This window comes from Dokdonella aquatica, from assembly GCF_051987395.1.
In the GTDB taxonomy this organism is placed as follows: Bacteria; Pseudomonadota; Gammaproteobacteria; order Xanthomonadales; family Rhodanobacteraceae; genus Dokdonella.
This window is the reverse complement of sequence record NZ_CP197094.1, coordinates 2,471,748-2,489,313: the sequence shown is the minus strand read 5'-3', so window position 1 is coordinate 2,489,313 and position 17,566 is coordinate 2,471,748. Positions and strand designations below refer to the sequence as shown.

Below are 17,566 nucleotides of genomic sequence, written 5' to 3'. Positions count from 1 at the left end.
AGACCCCGTGGCGATCAGGGGAAATCGCCACGGGGTCCGAGACCGCCGGCAACGGGGGAAGGGGGATGTCGCCGGCGGCTTGAAACGGAATTTTAAGGATCAGTCGCGGTAGTAGCTGGCCCGTGAGTAGCCACGATCGCGATCACGACCGTAGTCGCGGTCGTTGCGGTAGGTGTCGCGGCTGTAGCGCGCCGGACGGCGATCGTCACGATCGTAGTAGCGCACCTCGCGATGGACGACGCGGCGAGTCACCACCGGGCGGTAGTCGTCCCGATACACAGGGCCACCGTAGTAGTACGACGGGTACGAGGTATATCCGCTGTAACCGTAATACGGGTACGGCGCGGAATGGCGGTACGACGTGCGGTACGGCGCATAGCCGTAGTAGCCGTTGCCGTAGGGACCGCCCGGATACCAGCCGCGGCCACCGCAATGGCGGCAGTCGGAATAGCCGACGCTGTAACCCGGGCCGTACAGCCCGATGCTGACGTGACCGCGCGCGAACGCGGCCGGCGCGAGCGCCATCGCGAGCACGGCGAGTGCGGCGAGGAAGCCCAGGCGGGTGGCGCGGAAACGGGTGCGGATCATGGCGGAACCTCCTGCGATTGCGACCGCAATGTGATGCCGACCGACTGAATCCAAACTGAAATCGCCGTTCAGGAACCGCGCTCGGAAAGCTCCCAGGCCTGGTGGATCCGCGCGTTGCGCGAGAAGTCGAACGGGATCGTCGCGGCGCCGATGTCGCGCACCACGAAGCGCTCGTTGACGGCCTCGTCGAGGCGGAAACGGCGGAAGTTGTTCGAGAACACGATCGTGCCGCCGAAGGCGAGGCGCTCCGCGCAGAGTTCGAGCAGGCGCACGTGCTCGCGCTGGACGTCGAAGTCGTCGGCGCGCTTGGAGTTCGAGAACGTCGGCGGGTCGACGAAGATCAGGTCGTACTCGCCGCGATCGTGGGCGAGCCACTGCAGGCAGTCGGCCTGCACGAGCGCGTGCGCGGCACCCGAGAACCCGTTGAGCTCGAGGTTGCGCGCGGCCCACTCGAGGTAGGTCGCCGAGAGGTCGACGCTCGTCGTCGTGCGCGCACCGCCGGCCGCCGCGTGCACGGTCGCGGTACCCGTGTAGCAGAACAGGTTGAGGAAGCGCGTGCCGCGCGCCGCCGCGCGCAGGCGCCCGCGCATCGGGCGGTGGTCGAGGAACAGCCCCGTGTCGAGGTAATCGTGCAGGTTGACGCGCAGGCGCAGGCCGTCTTCCTCGACGATCAGGAACTCGCCGCGCGCGTCCATGCGGCCGTACTTGCTGCCTCCCTTGCCCCTGTAGCGGGTCTTCACGGCAACCTGCTGGCGCGGCACCTCCAGTGCGACGCAGGCCGCGCGCACGAGCTCGCCGAGGCGCGCACTCGCGACGTGCTCGGGAATCTCCTTGGGCGGCGCGTATTCCTGGATGTGCAGCGCCGTGACCGGCGACGCGCCGGGCATGCCTTCGGGTACACCGCGGAAGACGTCGACCGCGGCCGCGTACTCGGGAATGTCGGCATCGTAGGCGCGCCAGCACGAGACACCTTCACGGTCGAGGCGCTTGCGCAGGTGGCGCGCGTTCTTGCGGATGCGGTTCGCGACCGACTCGGCGCCGGGCGTGAGCGGCTTGTCGACGACCGGCTGCGGGGCCGCTGCCCCGCCGACGTCGAACAGGTAGAGGCGGCATTCGAGCGCGCCGTTGTAGAGCGCGTAATGCTTGTGCGCGCGCAGGCCGACCGAGCGCGCGAGCGCCTCGTCGGAGGTGATCAGCGCGATGCTCCAGCCATCGAACTGTTCGCGCGCGCGCGTGCCGATCGCGCGGTAGGTCGGCGCGAGCTGGTCCTGCTGGCCGATGCGCTCGCCGTATGGCGGATTGCAGATGATGAGGCCCAGCCCGTCGACTCCCTCGGGGCGCGCCAGCTGCTCGACCGGCCGACGGTCGAGGCGGATGAAGCCCGACAGGCGCGCGTTCTGCACGTTGCGGCGCGCCTCGGCGAGCACATTCGGATCGGCGTCGAAGCCGTGGAACACGGGCGGCAGCGCACGCAGCCCTTCGTCGGCGCGGCGATGCGCCTCGTCGAGCAGGGCCGTCCACGCCGCGGCATCGTGGCCGCGCCAGCCGAGGAAACCGAAGTAGTCGCGTCGCAGGCCCGGCGCGACATCGGCCGCCATGAGCGCACCCTCGATGAGCAGCGTGCCCGAACCGCACATCGGATCGAGGAGCGCGGCACCTTCGGCGAAACGCCGCGGCCAGCCCGCGCGCAGCAGCATCGCGCTGGCGAGGTTCTCCTTGAGCGGTGCCTCGCCCTGCCCCACGCGCCAGCCGCGACGGTGCAGTGGCGTGCCCGAGAGGTCGAGCGACAGCGTCGCGCGGTCCTTGCGCACGAGCACGTGCAGGCGGATCGACGGACGCTCGAGCTCGACCGAAGGCCGCGTGCCTGCGCGGTCGCGGAACTGGTCGACGACCGCATCCTTGGCGCGCTGGGCCATGTAGCGCGTGTGGCGCAGCGCGCTCGCGACGCTGACCGCGTCGACCGCGAGCGAACCTTCCGCGTCCAGGTGCACCGACCAGTCGACCGCGGCGATGCCGTCGTAGAGCGCATTCTCATCGGCGGCGTCGAAGTGCGCGATCGGCATGAGCACGCGACTGGCCAGCCGCGACCACAGGCAGGCGCGGTAGGCGACGGCAAGGTCGCCAGAGAAATGCACGCCGGCGAGTGCCTCGCGCACGTCGGACGCACCGAGTGCGGCGAGCTCGTCGCGCAGCAGGTATTCGAGCCCCTTCGGGCAGGTCGCGAAGAAGGCCTGCATCAGTGTTCCAGTGCGAGAAGGAGACCGCGGAATGCCTCGGCGCAATAGTCGACGTGCGCGGAGAGGCGATGGTCGTCGTCGACGAGGTGCAGCGTGTCGCCACGTCCGCGCGCGAATGCGATCGCGCCATCGACCGGACACACGTCGTCGCGCCAGCCGTGCACGAGCACGGTCGGCACGCGCGCGGCGTCGAACACCTTCGCGTAACCCGGGATGCCGACCGGTACCGCCATGAGGAACAAGGCCTCGCAGCGGCGTTCGAGTGAGGCATGGCCCGAGACGAACGCGCCCATGCTCGAGCCCGCGAACACGACGCGCCCTTGCGCGGGTGCCGCTTCGAGCGCGCGCGCGGTGCGCGAGCCGATCGCGCCGACGTCGCGCGTCGCGTCGAGGTCGCGGTAGTCCGGACGCACGCTGTCCCAGCCGAGCGCCGCCGCGATCTCGGCCAGTGCGCTGACCTTGGTCGCCTGCGGACCACTCTCGAGGCCATGCGACAGCACGACCATGCCCTTGCTGGAACCCATTGAACGCCTCCTCGACCGGCGCGCGATGCTACCACCCGACCGTCGCGGCACACCGGAGCGGGACACGATGTCGCGCCGATGGCCGCCGCAGCACTTCGCTGGCATGCTGCGCGCCGCGCGCCACCGCGCCTCGCCCGATGCCTCCATGACGCCCACCACGCGCGCCCACCTGCAGATGCACGCCTGCGTGCTGCTGTGGGGCTTCACCGCCATCCTCGGCAAGCTCATCACGCTGCCGGCGCTGCCGCTCGTGGCGTCGCGCATGCTGCTCGTGGTCGCGCTGCTCGCGCTGGTGCCGCGCGTCTGGCGCGGCCTGCGCGCGATGCCGCCACGCCTGATCGGCGCGTATGCGGGCATCGGCGTGCTCGTCGCGCTGCACTGGCTCACCTTTTACGGCTCGATCAAGCTCGCCAACGCCTCGGTCGCGGCGACCTGCATCGCGCTCGCGACCGTGTTCACGGCGATCGTCGAGCCCTGGATCGCGCGACGCCCGTTCTCGCGCGGCGATCTCGCGATCGGCATCGCCGTGCTGCCCGGCGTCGCGCTCGTGGTCGGCGGCGTGCCGGGCGACATGCGGCTCGGCATCGCGGTGGGCGTGGTTTCGGCGTTGCTGGTCGCCGTGTTCGGATCACTCAACAAGCGCTTCGTCGAGCACGCCGACCCGCTCGCGATCACCGCGGTCGAGCTCGGCGCCGGAGCGGTCGCGCTGCTCGCCCTCGCGCCGCTGCTGGCGCCGCTCGCACCGTGGCTCGAGATGCCGCTCGCGCTGCCCGATGCGCGCGACACCGTGCTGCTCGTCGTGCTCGCGGTGGCCTGCACGCTGCTGCCGTTCGCGCTGTCGCTGGTCGCGCTGCGCCACATGAGCGCGTTCGCGGCGCAGCTCGCGGTCAACCTCGAGCCGGTCTACGCGATCGTGCTCGCCGCGCTGCTGCTCGGCGAGCAGCGCGAGCTCACGCCGCTCTTCTACCTCGGCGTCGTGGTCATCCTCGCCGGCGTGTTCGTGCATCCGCTGATCGGTCGGCGCAGGCGCGTGCGCGCACCGGAGCTGCTCGCGACGTCCGAGGCGAAGAACCTCGATTGACGCCGGGCATGCGCGCGCCGACGATGCCGCGCTCCGACCACGCGACGCGACATCCATGAACACACCGACCGATGCTTCCGGGACGGCATCGCCCGGCGCCACGCGCGTCTGGGTCGACGCCGATGCCTGCCCGAACGTGATCAAGGACATCCTGTTCCGCGCCGCCGAGCGCGCGCAGGTCGAGACGATCCTCGTCGCCAACCAGTGGATCCGCACGCCGCCGTCGCGCTTCGTGCGCTCGATGCAGGTCGCCGGCGGCCTCGACGCCGCCGACAGCGCGATCGTCGACCGCATCGGGCGTGGCGATCTCGTCGTGACCGCCGACATCCCGCTCGCCTCGCTCGCGATCGCCAAGGGCGCGCTTGCGCTCAACCCGCGCGGCGAGCTCTACACGGCCGACACGATCGCGCAACGCCTGTCGATGCGGAATTTCATGGACGAGTTGCGCGGCGCGGGCATCGCCACCGGCGGCCCGCCTGCTTTGCATGCGCGCGACCGCCAGGCGTTCGCGAATGCGCTCGACACGTGGCTCGCACAACGCGCGCGGACGACGTGACGACGACGCCGGGCGCGCGGACGAGTCTCGCCGCACGCCCTTCGCAGATTCGTGTTCAGCCCTTCGGCTCGATGAAATCCCAGCGGTTGCCGTACAGGTCCTCGAACACGACCACAGTGCCGTAGGCTTCGTGGCGCGGCGTCTCGCAGAAGTGCACGCCCTCGGCGAGCATGCGCGCGTAGTCGGCGGCGAAATCGTCGGTGTGCAGGAACAGGAACACGCGCCCGCCGGCCTGATGGCCAATCGCGGCCTCCTGCTCGGGCCTGGTCGCCTTGGCAAGCAGCAGCGAGGTCTGGCCGCCGCGCGGCGCGACGCGCACCCAGCGCTTGCCGTCGCCCATCGGCGTGTCCTCGAGCAGCGTGAAGTCGAGCGCGCGCGTGTACCACGCGATCGCCTCGTCGTAGTCGCGCACGACGAGCGCGAACGCGTGCAGGTGCTGGGTCATGTCTGGACTCCGGTGATGCCTACTTCGCCGCGGCCTTCTTCGCCTTGCGGCCTTCGCGCTTGATCGGGCCCGCGACCGGGCAGATCTCGAACGCGAACTGGGTCAGCGTGTTGACGAGGTTGTCGGGAATGAGCCGATAGACGACGAACTGCCCGCGCCGCTCGCTCGCGATGAGGCCGGCGTTCTCGAGCACCGACAGGTGGCGCGACACGGCCGGCGCGCTCATCTCGAAGCGCGCGGCGATGTCGCCGGCCGGGAGTTCCTGCTCCGACAGGAACGCGAGGATCTGCCGACGCGGCATCGACGCGAGCGCATCGAAGACCTTCTGCGTGCTCATCGCGGATCGGGCAGGTCGGGGGACATGCGCCGATTGTAGCCCAGCACACGGCGGTGCCCTGCGTCGCGACGACGTGCAACGCTCGGATCATGCGGCGCGCCATCGCAGGGGATGTTCCGGCGATGCAACGCCACGGGCATCGCGGACGATGCCCGTGGCGACCGCCTTCCGTGGCGATCTCTACGCTCCATGTCCTCGATCACCGCGCGCCCGGAACCGGGGGAACCGGCGGCGGCACCGCGCCGACGTCGAAACCGTGCACGTCCCGGTTGCGGCTCGCCCAGCCGGCGACCGTGCGGCCGTAGCGCGCGATCATGAGCATGTTGAAGAAGTGCATGCCGCCGAGCACGAGCACCGACAAGCCGATCTTCGAGCCGACCACGGGGATCAGGTCCGCCTCGGCACGCGCGACGTCCCAGCCGTCCAGGCGCAGCGCGATGAAGCCGATGTTGACGAGGTAGAACCCGACCACGAGCAGGTGGTTGGTCGATTTCGCGAGCACCTCGTCCTGCCCGAAGCATTTGACGAGGAACACCTCGCCGTTCTTCGACAACGTGTTCGCCACCCACACCGTCATCGCGATCGACAGGGCGAGGTACACCAGGTAACCGATCTGCACCGACATGACACGCTCCTTCATGATGAACGAATTGCTTATTTAGCTAAAATGTTAATCAAAGACACCGCTTCGGTCAAGCGCCCCTGCACAGGTTCGAAACGGGTGTTCAGGATGGCCCGGCCTGCAACGTAGAGGGCGAGCCGTCGTCGCATGAGGCTCGGCTGACCACACCGTGTCGCGCCATCCGCAAGACGCTGGATTCCGGCCTTCGCCGGAATGACAAGAATGAGGTGACGCATCGGCCGTTGCCGCTCGGCGTGCAACGCGTGGCACGCGCAGGCCGGAGCTGCCGCAGGCGACTCCGCAACGCGAGGATCCTACGCAGTGCCGACCATGAACGCCGCCGCACCTTCACCGTCATGGATGCAGCGAATCTTGCGACGGCTTGGCCGAGTTCGCGCGACAGCGGAATCGGCTGCGAGCGTCCGGACTTCGATCGCTTCACCGCGATGACGGGCCATGACCCGCCGGACGGCGACGGGGAACGACGTGCTCGGGGGCATGGAGCCGCCCATGTGGGCGTCGCTCAGCGCACCGGCCAGTGCCATGCCGGCGCATCGAGCATGCCCTGCCCTGCGACTGCGGTATCGCCAAGGCGCTTCTCGAGCACGATCGTGTTGCAGCCCTCGTCGAGCTCGAGTGCGTCGACGAGGCGCTGCGCGTGCGTGACGACCCAGACCTGGCTCACGCGCGCGGCGCCGCGGATCAGGCGCGCGAGCGCCGGCAGCAGGTCCGGATGCAGGCTGGTCTCGGGCTCGTTGAGCACCATGAGCGGCGGCGGCCGTGGCGTCAGCAACGCGGCGATCCACAGCAGGTAGCGCAAGGTGCCGTCGGAGAGTTCGGCGGCGGACAGCGCGCGCAGCAAACCATGCTGGCGGAACCACAGCATGAAGCGCCCCGACTCGGCCACGATGTCGACGACGCCACGCGGAAATGCATCGTCGACGGCTTCGGCGAGCGCCTCGTGGTCTCCGATCTCGCGGATCGTCTGCCACGCCGCAGCGAGGTCACGGCCATCGTGCGCGAGCACCGGCGTGCGCGTGCCGGCCTGCGGCTGGCGCGCCGGCGCGTCGGCGTCGCTGCGGAAATGATCGTAGAAGCGCCAGCGCCGCATCGTCTCGCGCACGGTCAGCACTTCGGGCGCGCGTTCGGGGTCGGCGATCTGCGTGAACAGGCTTTCGAACGGATCGAGGTGCTGCGCGACCACACGCCATGAGCGCCCGTCACGTGCACGCGCCATCGCGGCCTGGCGATCGACGAGCAGGTTGGCCTGGCGCAGGAACGGGCCGTTCCAGATGGCCTCGCGCTTGATCTGCGGATCCTGCGCGAACATCGTGCGTCCGGGGTTGCCGGGAATGGGCAATCCGAGGTCGATCGCGTAACCGTAGTCGTCGCCGGCGAAGCCGAGCCGCAGCGCGACGGGCCCTTCGCGCTGGGTGCCTTGCACCGGCTCCCGTCCCGCGATCACGTCGCGTCCGAACTGTTCGGGCCCGGCCCACAGCGCGGACGCGAAGCCACCCTCGCGCGCGAGCGCCGCGACGACGCCACCCTGGGCGGTCTCGGCGAGCAGGCGCAGCGCACGGTAGAGGCTGGACTTGCCGCTGCCGTTGGCGCCCGTGACCACGTTGAGCCTTCCGAGCGGCACGACGAGGTCGCGCAGCGAGCGATACCCGGAGACCGCGATCGTCGTGAGCATGGCGTCGCTCCCGTACGTGGCGTCAGCGCTGGAACGCAGCCGCGAGCGCATCGCCGAGGCGATCGACGCCGACCACCTCGAGCTCGCCGATGCGGGGCTTCTTCGGTGCATTAGCCTTCGGCACGATGGCGAGGCTGAAGCCGTGCGTCGCGGCCTCGCGCAGGCGCTCCTCGCCGTTCGGCACCGGGCGGATCTCGCCCGAAAGTCCGACTTCGCCGAATGCGACGAGCTTGTCCGGCAGCGCGCGGTCGCGGAAGCTCGACTGCACCGCGAACAGCACGGCGAGGTCGGCCGCGGTCTCCTGCACGCGGATGCCACCGACCACGTTGAGGAAGACGTCCTGGTCGAACACGGCCGCGCCGCCGTGCCGGTGCAGCACGGCCAGCAGCATCGCGAGGCGGTTCTGCTCGAGGCCGAGCGCGACACGGCGAGGATTCGGCAGCGCCGACGCGTCGACGAGCGCCTGCACCTCGACGAGCAGCGGGCGCGTGCCTTCGCGCGTGACCATGACCGCGCTGCCCGGCGTCGGCTGCGCGTGCGCGGACAGGAAGATCGCCGACGGGTTCGGCACCTCCTTGAGGCCTTTCTCCGACATCGCGAACACGCCGAGTTCGTTGACCGCACCGAAGCGGTTCTTGAACGCGCGCAGGATGCGGAAGCGGCTGCCGACCTCGCCCTCGAAATACAGCACCGCATCGACCATGTGCTCGAGCACGCGCGGGCCCGCGATGCCGCCCTCCTTGGTGACATGGCCGACCAGGAACACGCTCGTGCCGGTCTGCTTGGCGAAACGCACGAGGCGCGCCGCCGACTCGCGCACTTGGCTCACCGAGCCGGGCGCCGCCGTCAGCAGCTCGGTCCAGATGGTCTGGATCGAATCGATGATGAGCACGTCGGGCTTGCCCGCCGAGGCCTCGGCGAGGATGCGTTCGATCGAGGTCTCGGCGAGCCCTTCGAGACCGTCGAGCGGAAGCCCGAGGCGCTGCGCGCGCGCCGCGACCTGGCCGAGGCTCTCCTCGCCGGTCACGTAGAGGCCGCGCATGCGCTGGCCTATCGTGCCGAGCATCTGCAGCAGCAGCGTCGACTTGCCGATGCCCGGGTCGCCGCCGATCAGCACCACCGAGCCCGCGACGAGGCCGCCGCCGAGCACGCGGTCGAGTTCGCCGATGCCGGTCTCGCTGCGCGCTTCCGCGGTCGCGGCGACGCTGGCGAGGCGCGTGACCTTCGCGGCGTCTACCGCGCCGGCGTAGCCCGCGTGGCGCGGTGCCGCGGCGGAGGCCTTGGCCGGCTCGACGACGATTTCGGTGAGCACGTTCCACACGCCGCATTCGGCGCACTGACCCTGCCACTTCGAGTGTTCGGCACCGCATTCGGTGCAGACGTAGGAGGTCTTGGCCTTGGCCATGCGGAGAATCCCTCGACGATGTGCGTGGCGCGGCGATACCGGACGCGCGTCGCGCACGATCGCGCATCGCCGTCGCATGCGGCGAGACACGCCGGACATCCCGCGATGCTGCCGCATCGGCGGCCGCGCGGGGAAGCCTCGTCAGCGTTCGTCTTCGAGGAAGCGTACGCGTCGCGTCATGCCGCAGGTGAGTTCGTAGCCGATCGTGCCCGCGTGCGCGGCGACCTCCTCGACCGGCAGGCCCTCGCCCCACAGGACGACGCGATCGCCGATGCGCGCCGCGGGCACCCCACGCAGGTCGATCGTGATGAGATCCATCGAGACGCGGCCGACGATCGGCGCGCGCACGCCACCGACCAGCACGGGCGTGCCGGCGGCGGCGGAGCGCGGATAGCCGTCGCCGTAGCCGATCTGCGCGACGCCGACAGGCATGTCCTCGGGGCAGGTCCACGCGCCCGCGTAGCCGACCGTCTCGCCGCGCGCGACGCGGTTGATCGCGACGAGCTTCGACGACAGCGTCATCGCGGGACGAAAACCGTCGTCGGCGCCGCTGCGGCCCTCGACGACCGAGATGCCGTACAGCAGGCCGCCCGGTCGGATCCACTGGCCGCGCGCCGCAGGCCAGCCGAGCACGGCGGCCGAGTTCGACAGCGCGCGCTCGCCGGGCACACCGTCGAAGGCGTCCTCGAACACGCGCAACTGCGCCGCGGTCTGCGGATCGTCGAACACGTCGGAGTTCGCGAAATGGGTCATGAGGCCGATCGCGGGATCGACGTTGGGCAGCGCGCGCAGGCGCGCGTACGCGTCACGCGCCTGCGACGGCGCGAAGCCGAGGCGGTGCATGCCGCTGTCGAGCTTGAGCCAGACGCGCAGCGGGCGCGTGTCGCGATCGGCGGCGAGCCAGTCGATCTGCGCATCGTGGTGGATCGCCGAATCGAGGTCGAGGCGATGCATCTCGGCGATGTCGGCAGGCTCGTCGATGCCCGACAGCACGACGATGCGGCGCGTGACGCCGGCCGCGCGCAGGCGCTGGCCGTCGGCGATGCAGGCCACGCCGAACGCATCGGCCTCGCCGAGCGCACGTGCGACGCGCTCGAGGCCGTGGCCGTAACCGTCGGCCTTGACCACGGCCATGAGCTTCGCGCCCGGCGCGAGCTCGCGCAGGCGCCGCAGGTTGTGCCGCAACGCGCCGAGATGGATCGTCGCGCTGGTCGCGCGGCTCACTCGAACTGGCCCGAGTACCGATCCGGAGCGAGGTCGGCGAACTTGGTGTACTGGCCCATGAAGGCCAGGCGCACCGAGCCGGTAGGGCCACTTCGCTGCTTGCCGATGATGATCTCGGCGACGCCCTTCTCGGGCGAGTCCGGGTTGTAGTACTCGTCGCGGTAGATGAACATGATCACGTCGGCGTCCTGCTCGATCGCGCCCGACTCGCGCAGGTCCGACATCACGGGCTTCTTGTCCGTGCGTTGCTCGAGCGAGCGGTTGAGCTGGGAAAGGGCGATCACGGGAACGTTGAGCTCCTTGGCGAGGGCCTTCAGTCCACGCGAGATTTCTGAAATTTCGGTGGCGCGATTCTCCTTGTTCCCGGGCACCTGCATGAGCTGCAGGTAATCGATCACGATGAGCCCGAGGTCGTGCTCGCGCTTGAGGCGGCGCGAACGCGCGCGCAGTTCGCCCGGCGACAGCGCCGGCGTGTCGTCGATGAAGATCTTGGCCTCGCTGAGCAGCGTGATCGCATTGGTCACGCGCGGCCACTCCTCCTCGGCCAGTTCGCCCGTGCGCAGGTGCTGCTGGTTGATCATGCCGAGCGAGGAGATCAGGCGGAACGCGAGCTGCGAGGCCGACATTTCCATCGAGAACACCGCAACGGCCTTCTTCGTGCGCATCGCCGCGTTCTCGGCGATGTTGAGCGCGAACGAGGTCTTGCCCATGGCCGGGCGCGCCGCGAGGATGACGAGGTCCGACGGCTGCAGCCCCGTGGTGAGGTCGTCGAGGTCGGTGAAGCCGGTCGGGATGCCGGTGACCTGGCCGCGGTTCTCGTAGCGGTGGTGCAGGATCTGGAACGCGTCCTTGACCGCCGAACGCATCGACACGAAGCCCTTGCGACCGCGCGCGCCGGCCTCGGCGATGCGGAACACCTTCTGCTCGGCGGTCTCGAGCAGCTCCTGGCTGCTGCGGCCTTCGGGCTGAAACGCGTCGCCGGCGATCTCGGTGCCGGTGTCGATCAGCTGCCGCAGCACCGATTTCTCGCGCACGATGTCGGCGTAGGCGACGATGTTCGCGGCGCTCGGCGTCGAGTTGGCGAGCTCGATCACGTAGTCGATGCCGCCGACCTGCTCGGCGAGGCCTTGCGACTCGAACCACTCGCCGAGCGTGACCGCGTCGCAGGGCTGGTCCTTCTCGCTGAGCTCGTTGATCGCGCGGAAGATCAGGCGATGGTCACGGCGGTAGAAGTCCTCCTCGCCGATGCGGTCGGCGACGCGCTCCCACGATTCCGGCGCGAGCATGAGGCCGCCGAGCACGGCCTGTTCGGCCTCGACGGAATGCGGCGGCACGCGCAGCGCCTCGATGCTCGGGGCGGGCTTGCGGTCGGGAAAGGCGGCGGACATCGGCGCAGGGGCTTCCGGAGTCGGGAAAGGGATACTAGGACCACGTCTCAGCGGACGCGACGCACAAGCCGGTGGACAACCCGGTCCGGAACGCGGAACAAGCTGTGGATAACCTGTGCGGACGCCGCAACGCAAACGGGCGCCTCGCGGCGCCCGTTGCGGTGTCGCGCGAAGCCGAGGATCAGGCTTCGGGAACGACCACGACCTTGACGGTCGTCTGCACATCGGCGTGCAGGTGAACGCGCACGTCGAACTCGCCGATGTGGCGGATCGGGCCGTCGCCCTGCACGACTTCGCTCTTGTCGAGCGCGATGCCGGCGGCGGTGAACGCGTCGGCGATGTCACGCGGGCCGACCGAGCCGAACAGCTTGCCTTCGGTGCTCGCGTTGGCCTTGATCGTGACCGGCTCGGCGCCGTCGAACTGCGCCTTGCGCGCTTCCGCACCGGCGAGCTGCTGGTTGGCCTTGGCCTCGTACTCGGCGCGGCGCTTCTCGAACTCGGCGAGATTGGCTTCGGTCGCCGGAGCGGCCTTGCCCTGCGGCACGAGGTAGTTGCGGCCGTAGCCCGGCTTGACGTTGACCTTGTCGCCGAGGTTGCCGAGGTTCTTGACCTTCTGGAGGAGGATCAGTTGCATGGGTGTCTCCGATTCGTTAGCACGGGCCGACGGCCGGTGCAGCGGGTGGCTGTCCGAATGTCGAACGTAGGTGGAAAACGCGACCGCTTCGTGACGGTGCCGGCGCGCCGCGGACGGGCGCCGGCCCGGTACGTCAGTGGCTGTCGCTGTACGGCAGCAGCGAGAGGAAGCGCGCGCGCTGCACGGCCACCGTCAGCTGGCGCTGGTAGCGCGCCTTGGTGCCGGTGATGCGGCTCGGCACGATCTTGCCGGTCTCGGTGATGTACTGGCGCAGCGTGTTGAGATCCTTGTAGTCGATCTCGGTGACGCCCTCGGCGGTGAAGCGGCAGAACTTCTTGCGGCGGAAGAACTTGGACATGGTGTGCTCCGGAATGAGGGGGTCGGATTACTCGGCGGCCGGGGCCGCGGCCGGCGCAGCGCGCTCGCCACGATCACCGCGGTCGCCGCGGTTGCCGCGCTCTTCGAAATCATCGCCACCGAAACCGGGGCCACCCTCGTCGTCGCGACGGCGACGGTCACCCTTGTCGTCCTTGTTCTTCATGATCGCCGACATCTCGGTCACGGCGTCGTCGCGCTTGACGACGAGGTGACGCAGGACGGCGTCGTTGAAACGGAAACCCGAGACCAGCTCGTCGAGGGCCGTCTGGCTCGCTTCGATGTTGAGCAGGACATAGTGGGCCTTGGCCAGATGCTGGATCGGGAACGCCAGCTGGCGACGGCCCCAGTCCTCGAGACGGTGGATCTTGCCGCCGTCGGCTTCGACGAGCGACTTGTAGCGCTCGACCATCGCGGGGACCTGCTCGCTCTGGTCCGGGTGGACCAGGAACACGACTTCATAATGACGCATGATGTTGAACCTCATGGGTGTCCGCGCGATGCGCGGGGGCAGCCTCCCGCAGCACGGTGAGGCGAGAATCCCTTTCCCGCAGACGGAAAAGGGCCGCGGATGGTAAGGGATTCAGTCGCTTGGGACAAGCCACCCCGCCCCGGGACGGCTCACAGCACGTGCTGGGATGCCGGCGGATCGCGCAGCCAGGCCGCCCAGTCGCGCGCAAGCGCCGCAAGACCGCCCGGATAGGATCCCTCGAGCAGCGCCGGCGCGTCGACCGGCCGGCACGATTCGGCGCGCTGCGCAGCCAGCAACCCGCCCAGCGCCTTGCGCCCCTCCGTTCGCGCCATGAGCACGGCCACGAGCGCATAGGCGTGCAGGTAGCGCGCCTCGCGTCCCGGCGCGTAGAACGCCTCGCCCTCGCGCGCGAGCAGGTCGACCAGCGCCTCGTCACCGGAACCCGCGACGACCGCCGCGGCCTCGCGCAGTGCCGAGCGGTCGCGCGTGCCGTCGATCGCGACGCCCATGCCGCGTGTCGTCGCGCGCTCGAACCAGGCCGCGAGGCCTTCGTTGATCGCCACCGGCAGCAGACCGACCCGCTCGTGCAGCAGCGCGTGCGCGATCTCGTGGCGCACGACAGTGCGGTTGCCGTGTTCGTCGGGCTGCAGGCGCACGGTGATCGCACGCTCCTTCGACGAATACGCACCGGCCGACGCCGCCAGCGCGGGCTGGCCGATGCGCTTCGCATAGGCTTCGGCCGAGGCGACGAACACGATCTCGAGCGCGAGTCCGGCCTCGGCGTCGACGCCGAGGCCTTCGCGCAGCACGCGGTCGACCATGAGTGCGTCGGCCACCGCGTCCTGCTCGAGGCCGGACGGCAGGTTGGTGTCTTCCCCGCGCGCACGCACGCTCACGGGCGGCAGGCCCGCGACCTCGCTGCGGTGGTAGTCCTGCACCGCGCCGCTCGGCGGACGATCCGAGTAATGCGTGACCCCGCGCGCATCGACCCAGCGGTGCACGGCGACGCGCTGCTCGCGCACGGATCTGCCGGTGCCGGCGAGGCAGCGCGCGGGATCGGGCAGTGCGTGGCGCACGAACGCAGCCATGCTGTCGACGTCGTGTGCGGTCACGGGCGGCGCCTGCGCGGCACCGACCGAGGTCTCGCGCACCGCGGAAGCCGTGGCGCCCGTCGTCGCCGATGCATGCCCCGCGACGTCGGGTGCTGGCGCCCGCTCCGGCTCGTACGCGACATCCGGAAGGTCGACGAGGGCGGCCTGCCCCCACCATGCGAGCGCGGCGAGCAACGCGACCACGGCGACGATCCCGGCGGACCTCATGCGCGCGCACGCCTTGGCACATGACGACGCAACAACGTGACGAGCCACGCGAGGATCGCGAGATTGACCACGATCGCCGCGATACGCAGCGCATCGACGCGTTCGACGAGCGCCCACACCTCGAACGGCAACAACGACGCGGTCGCGACAACCGTCAGCCATTCGGCCCAACGGCGTCCGCGCCACAGGCCGACGCCCTCGGTCGCGAACAGGCACGCGTACACGAGCGCGACGGCGCCGAGTTCGCGTACGCGCAGCGGCGGCATCGCGGCGATCGTGTCGAGCAACGCGCGCGCGCCGACATGCGCATCGAGCAATGGCGATGCCGCGAGCGCATGCATCGCATGCGGCAAGGCCTCGCCGCCCGCGACGCTCCACGCGGCGACGCCGAACGTCGCGAGCGCGGCACCCTTGGCGAGCTTGAACACGGCAATGGCGCGCAGCAGGCGCGGTTCGGCAACCTCATCCATCGCGCCAGCATAGCCGCTCCAAATGCGCGCGACGTGTTGCCGCAGTCATGACTTCCGACACGGCGAGCACGCGTCCTCTTCACAAAAAACCCATGATTTGGCTCCTTTTTCACGCGTTCGTGTTTGCCGAAGGTTCAGCCACGCACGCCCACAATTCACCTGCAACGTTTGGTGAGCCTCCCTCCCCTGAGCAACTCCCACGTTTGCGCTGTGCGTGAGCACCGCAGTCAGGCAGACAACACTCCCCAAGCCACGGACATGGCCAGCGACAAACGATCACGGGTCTGGCATCTGCCAGGCCCGTTTTCATTTGGGCGTCCATAAAAAACCTTCCCCGATCGGCCACATGCAACATTGTCCACAAGTTGCGCATGAGGTACGACGGATACGCCACGACGCAAAAGGCCCGCCTGTCGGCGGGCCTTTTGCGTCTCGCGGTATGGTGGAGGTGGCGGGAGTCGAACCCGCGTCCGAAGGCGTTTGACGCCCAGTCCTACATGCTTAGCCCACCGTTGGGTCTCGTCTTCCGGCAGTACGGCGTGCTAAACGCACCGGTCGACCAGCCTGCTTGTTTTGACCTCCGGCCGACAGGCGGCAACCGGATGGCGATCCCGTGATAATGACGGTACCCCCACGAGCACGAGCACAAGTGGGATCCCGGCTTACGCCTTAAGCGGCGAGAGCGTAGTTGTCGTCGTTGGCAACTAGAAGTTTGCGACTGGATTAACGAGGAAAGTCACCCCCTCGGCATGCACCACGCTATCTCACTACCCCCGTCGAAGCCATGGCACCCCCGGGGAGGACGATGCTAGCACGCGTGCCGCATCGTGGTCAGGAACATGCGGCCGCGGCGCGGCGATTCAAGCGGCAGCGAGCGTCGCCGGCCGACGCTCCCCCTCACGCCTCGCGGTTGTGCGAGCGCATCGCGCGCTGCTTGTCGCGGGCCCAGTCCTTGTCCTTCTCGGCGTTGCGCTTGTCGTGGTCCTGCTTGCCGCGCGCGAGGCCGATCTCGAGCTTGACCTTGTTCTTCTTCCAGTACATCGCGAGCGGCACGATCGTGTAGCCCTTGCGCTCGACCGCACCGACGAGCTTGTCGATCTCGGCACGATGCAGCAGCAGCTTGCGCGTGCGGCGATCCTCGGCGACGACGTGCGTCGAGGCCGAGATCAGCGGCGGGATCGACGCGCCGAACAGCACGATCTCGCCGTGGCGCACGATCGCGTAGGCATCGGTAAGGTTGATGCGACCGGCGCGCAGGCTCTTGACCTCCCAGCCGAGCAACGCGATGCCGGCCTCGTAGCGCTCGTCGATGTGGTACTCGTGGCGCGCGCGCTTGTTCAGCGCGATCGTGCCGCCGGACGTCGTGTCCTTGTCTTTCTTGTTGGCCATCTTCGGTACACTGATCCACTGGTGGCCGCGCTTGTCGCGCGGTGGTTCGATCGACGCATCGCGCGCCCGGCGCGGTCCCCGCACAGCGAGCATCACGTGATCCAGATTCGCCGCAGCGCCCTCGTGCGCCAGACCGCGGAACGGATGTTCGATCTCGTCAACGACGTCGAAGCATACCCGAGGCGATTCGGGTGGTGCTCCGCGGCGCGCGTGCTCGAGCGCGACGGCGACACGCTGGTCGCGCGGCTCGACCTGCGCATGGCCGGCATCACGCAGGCGTTCACGACGCGCAACACGGTCACGCGGCCCGAGCGCATCCACCTCGCGTTCGTCGACGGGCCATTCCGCTCGCTCGAGGGCGAGTGGACGTTCCTGGGGTTCGGCGACGAGGGCTGCAAGGTCGCGCTCGCCCTCGATTTCGACTATGCCGGCACGTTCACCGCACCGGCGCTGCGCATGGGCTTCCGCAGCCTCGCCGACCGCATGGTCGACGATTTCTGCACTGCCGCGCGCCAGACCGATGGCTGAGACGATCCGCGTCGAGGTCGCCTACGCCGAACCGCAGCGGCAGTTCCTGCGTGCGCTCGAGGTTCCCGCCGGTACGACGCTGGAGCAGGCGATCGGCGCGTCGGGCCTCGCCGATGCGTTCGGCATCGACGTCGATACGCTCGAGGCCGGCATCTGGTCGAAACGCCGTGACCGCGGCACCGTGCTCGGGGATGGCGACCGCGTCGAGCTCTACCGCCCGCTCGTCGTCGATCCGAAGGAAGCCCGGCGACGCCGGGCCGTGAAGCGCACGGGCTGATA

Annotated in this window: 20 protein-coding genes and 1 other RNA gene; 4 read left to right on the top strand and 17 right to left on the bottom strand. The window is 69.4% G+C overall.

What is annotated here, in order from left to right:
• Positions 1-99: 99 nt before the first annotated feature.
• The 3 genes from ACQQ2N_RS11005 to ACQQ2N_RS10995 form a co-directional block, all read right to left on the bottom strand.
• Positions 100-588 carry a hypothetical protein gene (locus tag ACQQ2N_RS11005; protein ID WP_440221630.1) on the bottom strand — a complete coding sequence of 163 codons (489 nt, stop codon included), beginning with the start codon at positions 586-588 and terminating at the stop codon, positions 100-102.
• 68 nt (positions 589-656) lie between these two features.
• On the bottom strand, positions 657-2,825 hold the full coding sequence (gene rlmKL, locus ACQQ2N_RS11000) for a bifunctional 23S rRNA (guanine(2069)-N(7))-methyltransferase RlmK/23S rRNA (guanine(2445)-N(2))-methyltransferase RlmL (protein ID WP_440221629.1): 2,169 nt from the start codon (positions 2,823-2,825) through the stop codon (positions 657-659).
• Entirely contained in the window at positions 2,825-3,349 is a 525-nt protein-coding gene (locus ACQQ2N_RS10995; protein ID WP_440221628.1) for a hypothetical protein, read from the bottom strand. Before ACQQ2N_RS10995 ends, rlmKL begins: the two co-directional genes overlap by 1 nt.
• Positions 3,350-3,494: 145 nt before the next feature.
• On the opposite strand from ACQQ2N_RS10995, the gene ACQQ2N_RS10990 reads away from it, so the two are divergent.
• Positions 3,495-4,430 (top strand): DMT family transporter, encoded by a 936-nt coding sequence (locus ACQQ2N_RS10990; RefSeq protein WP_440221626.1) that lies wholly within the window; start codon positions 3,495-3,497, stop codon positions 4,428-4,430.
• A 55-nt stretch (positions 4,431-4,485) separates the two neighbouring features.
• Complete coding sequence (locus tag ACQQ2N_RS10985) at positions 4,486-4,986, top strand: YaiI/YqxD family protein (protein ID WP_440221625.1); 501 nt, start codon at positions 4,486-4,488, stop codon at positions 4,984-4,986.
• Between the two features lie 55 nt (positions 4,987-5,041).
• On the opposite strand, the gene ACQQ2N_RS10980 is transcribed toward ACQQ2N_RS10985, so the two are convergent.
• The 14 genes from ACQQ2N_RS10980 to smpB all read right to left on the bottom strand — a co-directional run bounded on the left by ACQQ2N_RS10980 (position 5,042) and on the right by smpB (position 16,759).
• Complete coding sequence (locus tag ACQQ2N_RS10980; protein ID WP_440221624.1) at positions 5,042-5,431, bottom strand: VOC family protein; 390 nt, start codon at positions 5,429-5,431, stop codon at positions 5,042-5,044.
• Positions 5,432-5,450: 19 nt separating this feature from the next.
• Positions 5,451-5,768, bottom strand: coding sequence for a metalloregulator ArsR/SmtB family transcription factor (locus ACQQ2N_RS10975; RefSeq protein WP_440221623.1), 318 nt, complete (start codon positions 5,766-5,768; stop codon positions 5,451-5,453).
• Between the two features lie 199 nt (positions 5,769-5,967).
• Complete coding sequence (locus tag ACQQ2N_RS10970; RefSeq protein ID WP_440221622.1) at positions 5,968-6,393, bottom strand: hypothetical protein; 426 nt, start codon at positions 6,391-6,393, stop codon at positions 5,968-5,970.
• Positions 6,394-6,913: 520 nt separating this feature from the next.
• Positions 6,914-8,083, bottom strand: a complete 1,170-nt coding sequence (locus ACQQ2N_RS10965) for an AAA family ATPase (protein ID WP_440221621.1) — start codon at positions 8,081-8,083, stop codon at positions 6,914-6,916.
• Positions 8,084-8,105: 22 nt separating this feature from the next.
• A complete protein-coding gene (radA, locus tag ACQQ2N_RS10960) occupies positions 8,106-9,488 on the bottom strand; it encodes a DNA repair protein RadA (RefSeq protein WP_440221620.1) in 1,383 nt (460 codons plus the stop codon).
• A gap of 141 nt (positions 9,489-9,629) precedes the next feature.
• Complete coding sequence (gene alr, locus ACQQ2N_RS10955; RefSeq protein WP_440221619.1) at positions 9,630-10,712, bottom strand: alanine racemase; 1,083 nt, start codon at positions 10,710-10,712, stop codon at positions 9,630-9,632.
• A complete protein-coding gene (locus tag ACQQ2N_RS10950; protein ID WP_440221618.1) occupies positions 10,709-12,100 on the bottom strand; it encodes a replicative DNA helicase in 1,392 nt (463 codons plus the stop codon). Before ACQQ2N_RS10950 ends, alr begins: the two co-directional genes overlap by 4 nt.
• A gap of 181 nt (positions 12,101-12,281) precedes the next feature.
• Positions 12,282-12,734, bottom strand: coding sequence for a 50S ribosomal protein L9 (rplI, locus tag ACQQ2N_RS10945; protein WP_440221617.1), 453 nt, complete (start codon positions 12,732-12,734; stop codon positions 12,282-12,284).
• A 133-nt stretch (positions 12,735-12,867) separates the two neighbouring features.
• A complete protein-coding gene (rpsR, locus tag ACQQ2N_RS10940; protein WP_440221616.1) occupies positions 12,868-13,092 on the bottom strand; it encodes a 30S ribosomal protein S18 in 225 nt (74 codons plus the stop codon).
• Between the two features lie 27 nt (positions 13,093-13,119).
• Positions 13,120-13,584, bottom strand: coding sequence for a 30S ribosomal protein S6 (rpsF, locus tag ACQQ2N_RS10935; RefSeq protein WP_440225742.1), 465 nt, complete (start codon positions 13,582-13,584; stop codon positions 13,120-13,122).
• Between the two features lie 146 nt (positions 13,585-13,730).
• A complete protein-coding gene (locus ACQQ2N_RS10930) occupies positions 13,731-14,900 on the bottom strand; it encodes a DUF4124 domain-containing protein (RefSeq protein ID WP_440221615.1) in 1,170 nt (389 codons plus the stop codon).
• Entirely contained in the window at positions 14,897-15,370 is a 474-nt protein-coding gene (locus ACQQ2N_RS10925; RefSeq protein ID WP_440221614.1) for a DUF2127 domain-containing protein, read from the bottom strand. Before ACQQ2N_RS10925 ends, ACQQ2N_RS10930 begins: the two co-directional genes overlap by 4 nt.
• Positions 15,371-15,810: 440 nt before the next feature.
• Positions 15,811-16,165: a transfer-messenger RNA gene (ssrA, locus tag ACQQ2N_RS10920) on the bottom strand.
• Between the two features lie 102 nt (positions 16,166-16,267).
• On the bottom strand, positions 16,268-16,759 hold the full coding sequence (gene smpB / locus ACQQ2N_RS10915; protein ID WP_440225741.1) for an SsrA-binding protein SmpB: 492 nt from the start codon (positions 16,757-16,759) through the stop codon (positions 16,268-16,270).
• Positions 16,760-16,855: 96 nt separating this feature from the next.
• Between smpB and ACQQ2N_RS10910 the strand changes: the two genes are divergently transcribed.
• Complete coding sequence (locus tag ACQQ2N_RS10910) at positions 16,856-17,287, top strand: type II toxin-antitoxin system RatA family toxin (RefSeq protein ID WP_440221613.1); 432 nt, start codon at positions 16,856-16,858, stop codon at positions 17,285-17,287.
• The gene (locus ACQQ2N_RS10905) at positions 17,280-17,564 is read left to right on the top strand and encodes an RnfH family protein (protein WP_440221612.1); all 285 of its coding nucleotides are present in this window, start codon (positions 17,280-17,282) and stop codon (positions 17,562-17,564) included. The genes ACQQ2N_RS10910 and ACQQ2N_RS10905 overlap by 8 nt, the downstream gene beginning before the upstream one ends.
• Positions 17,565-17,566 lie beyond the last annotated feature (2 nt).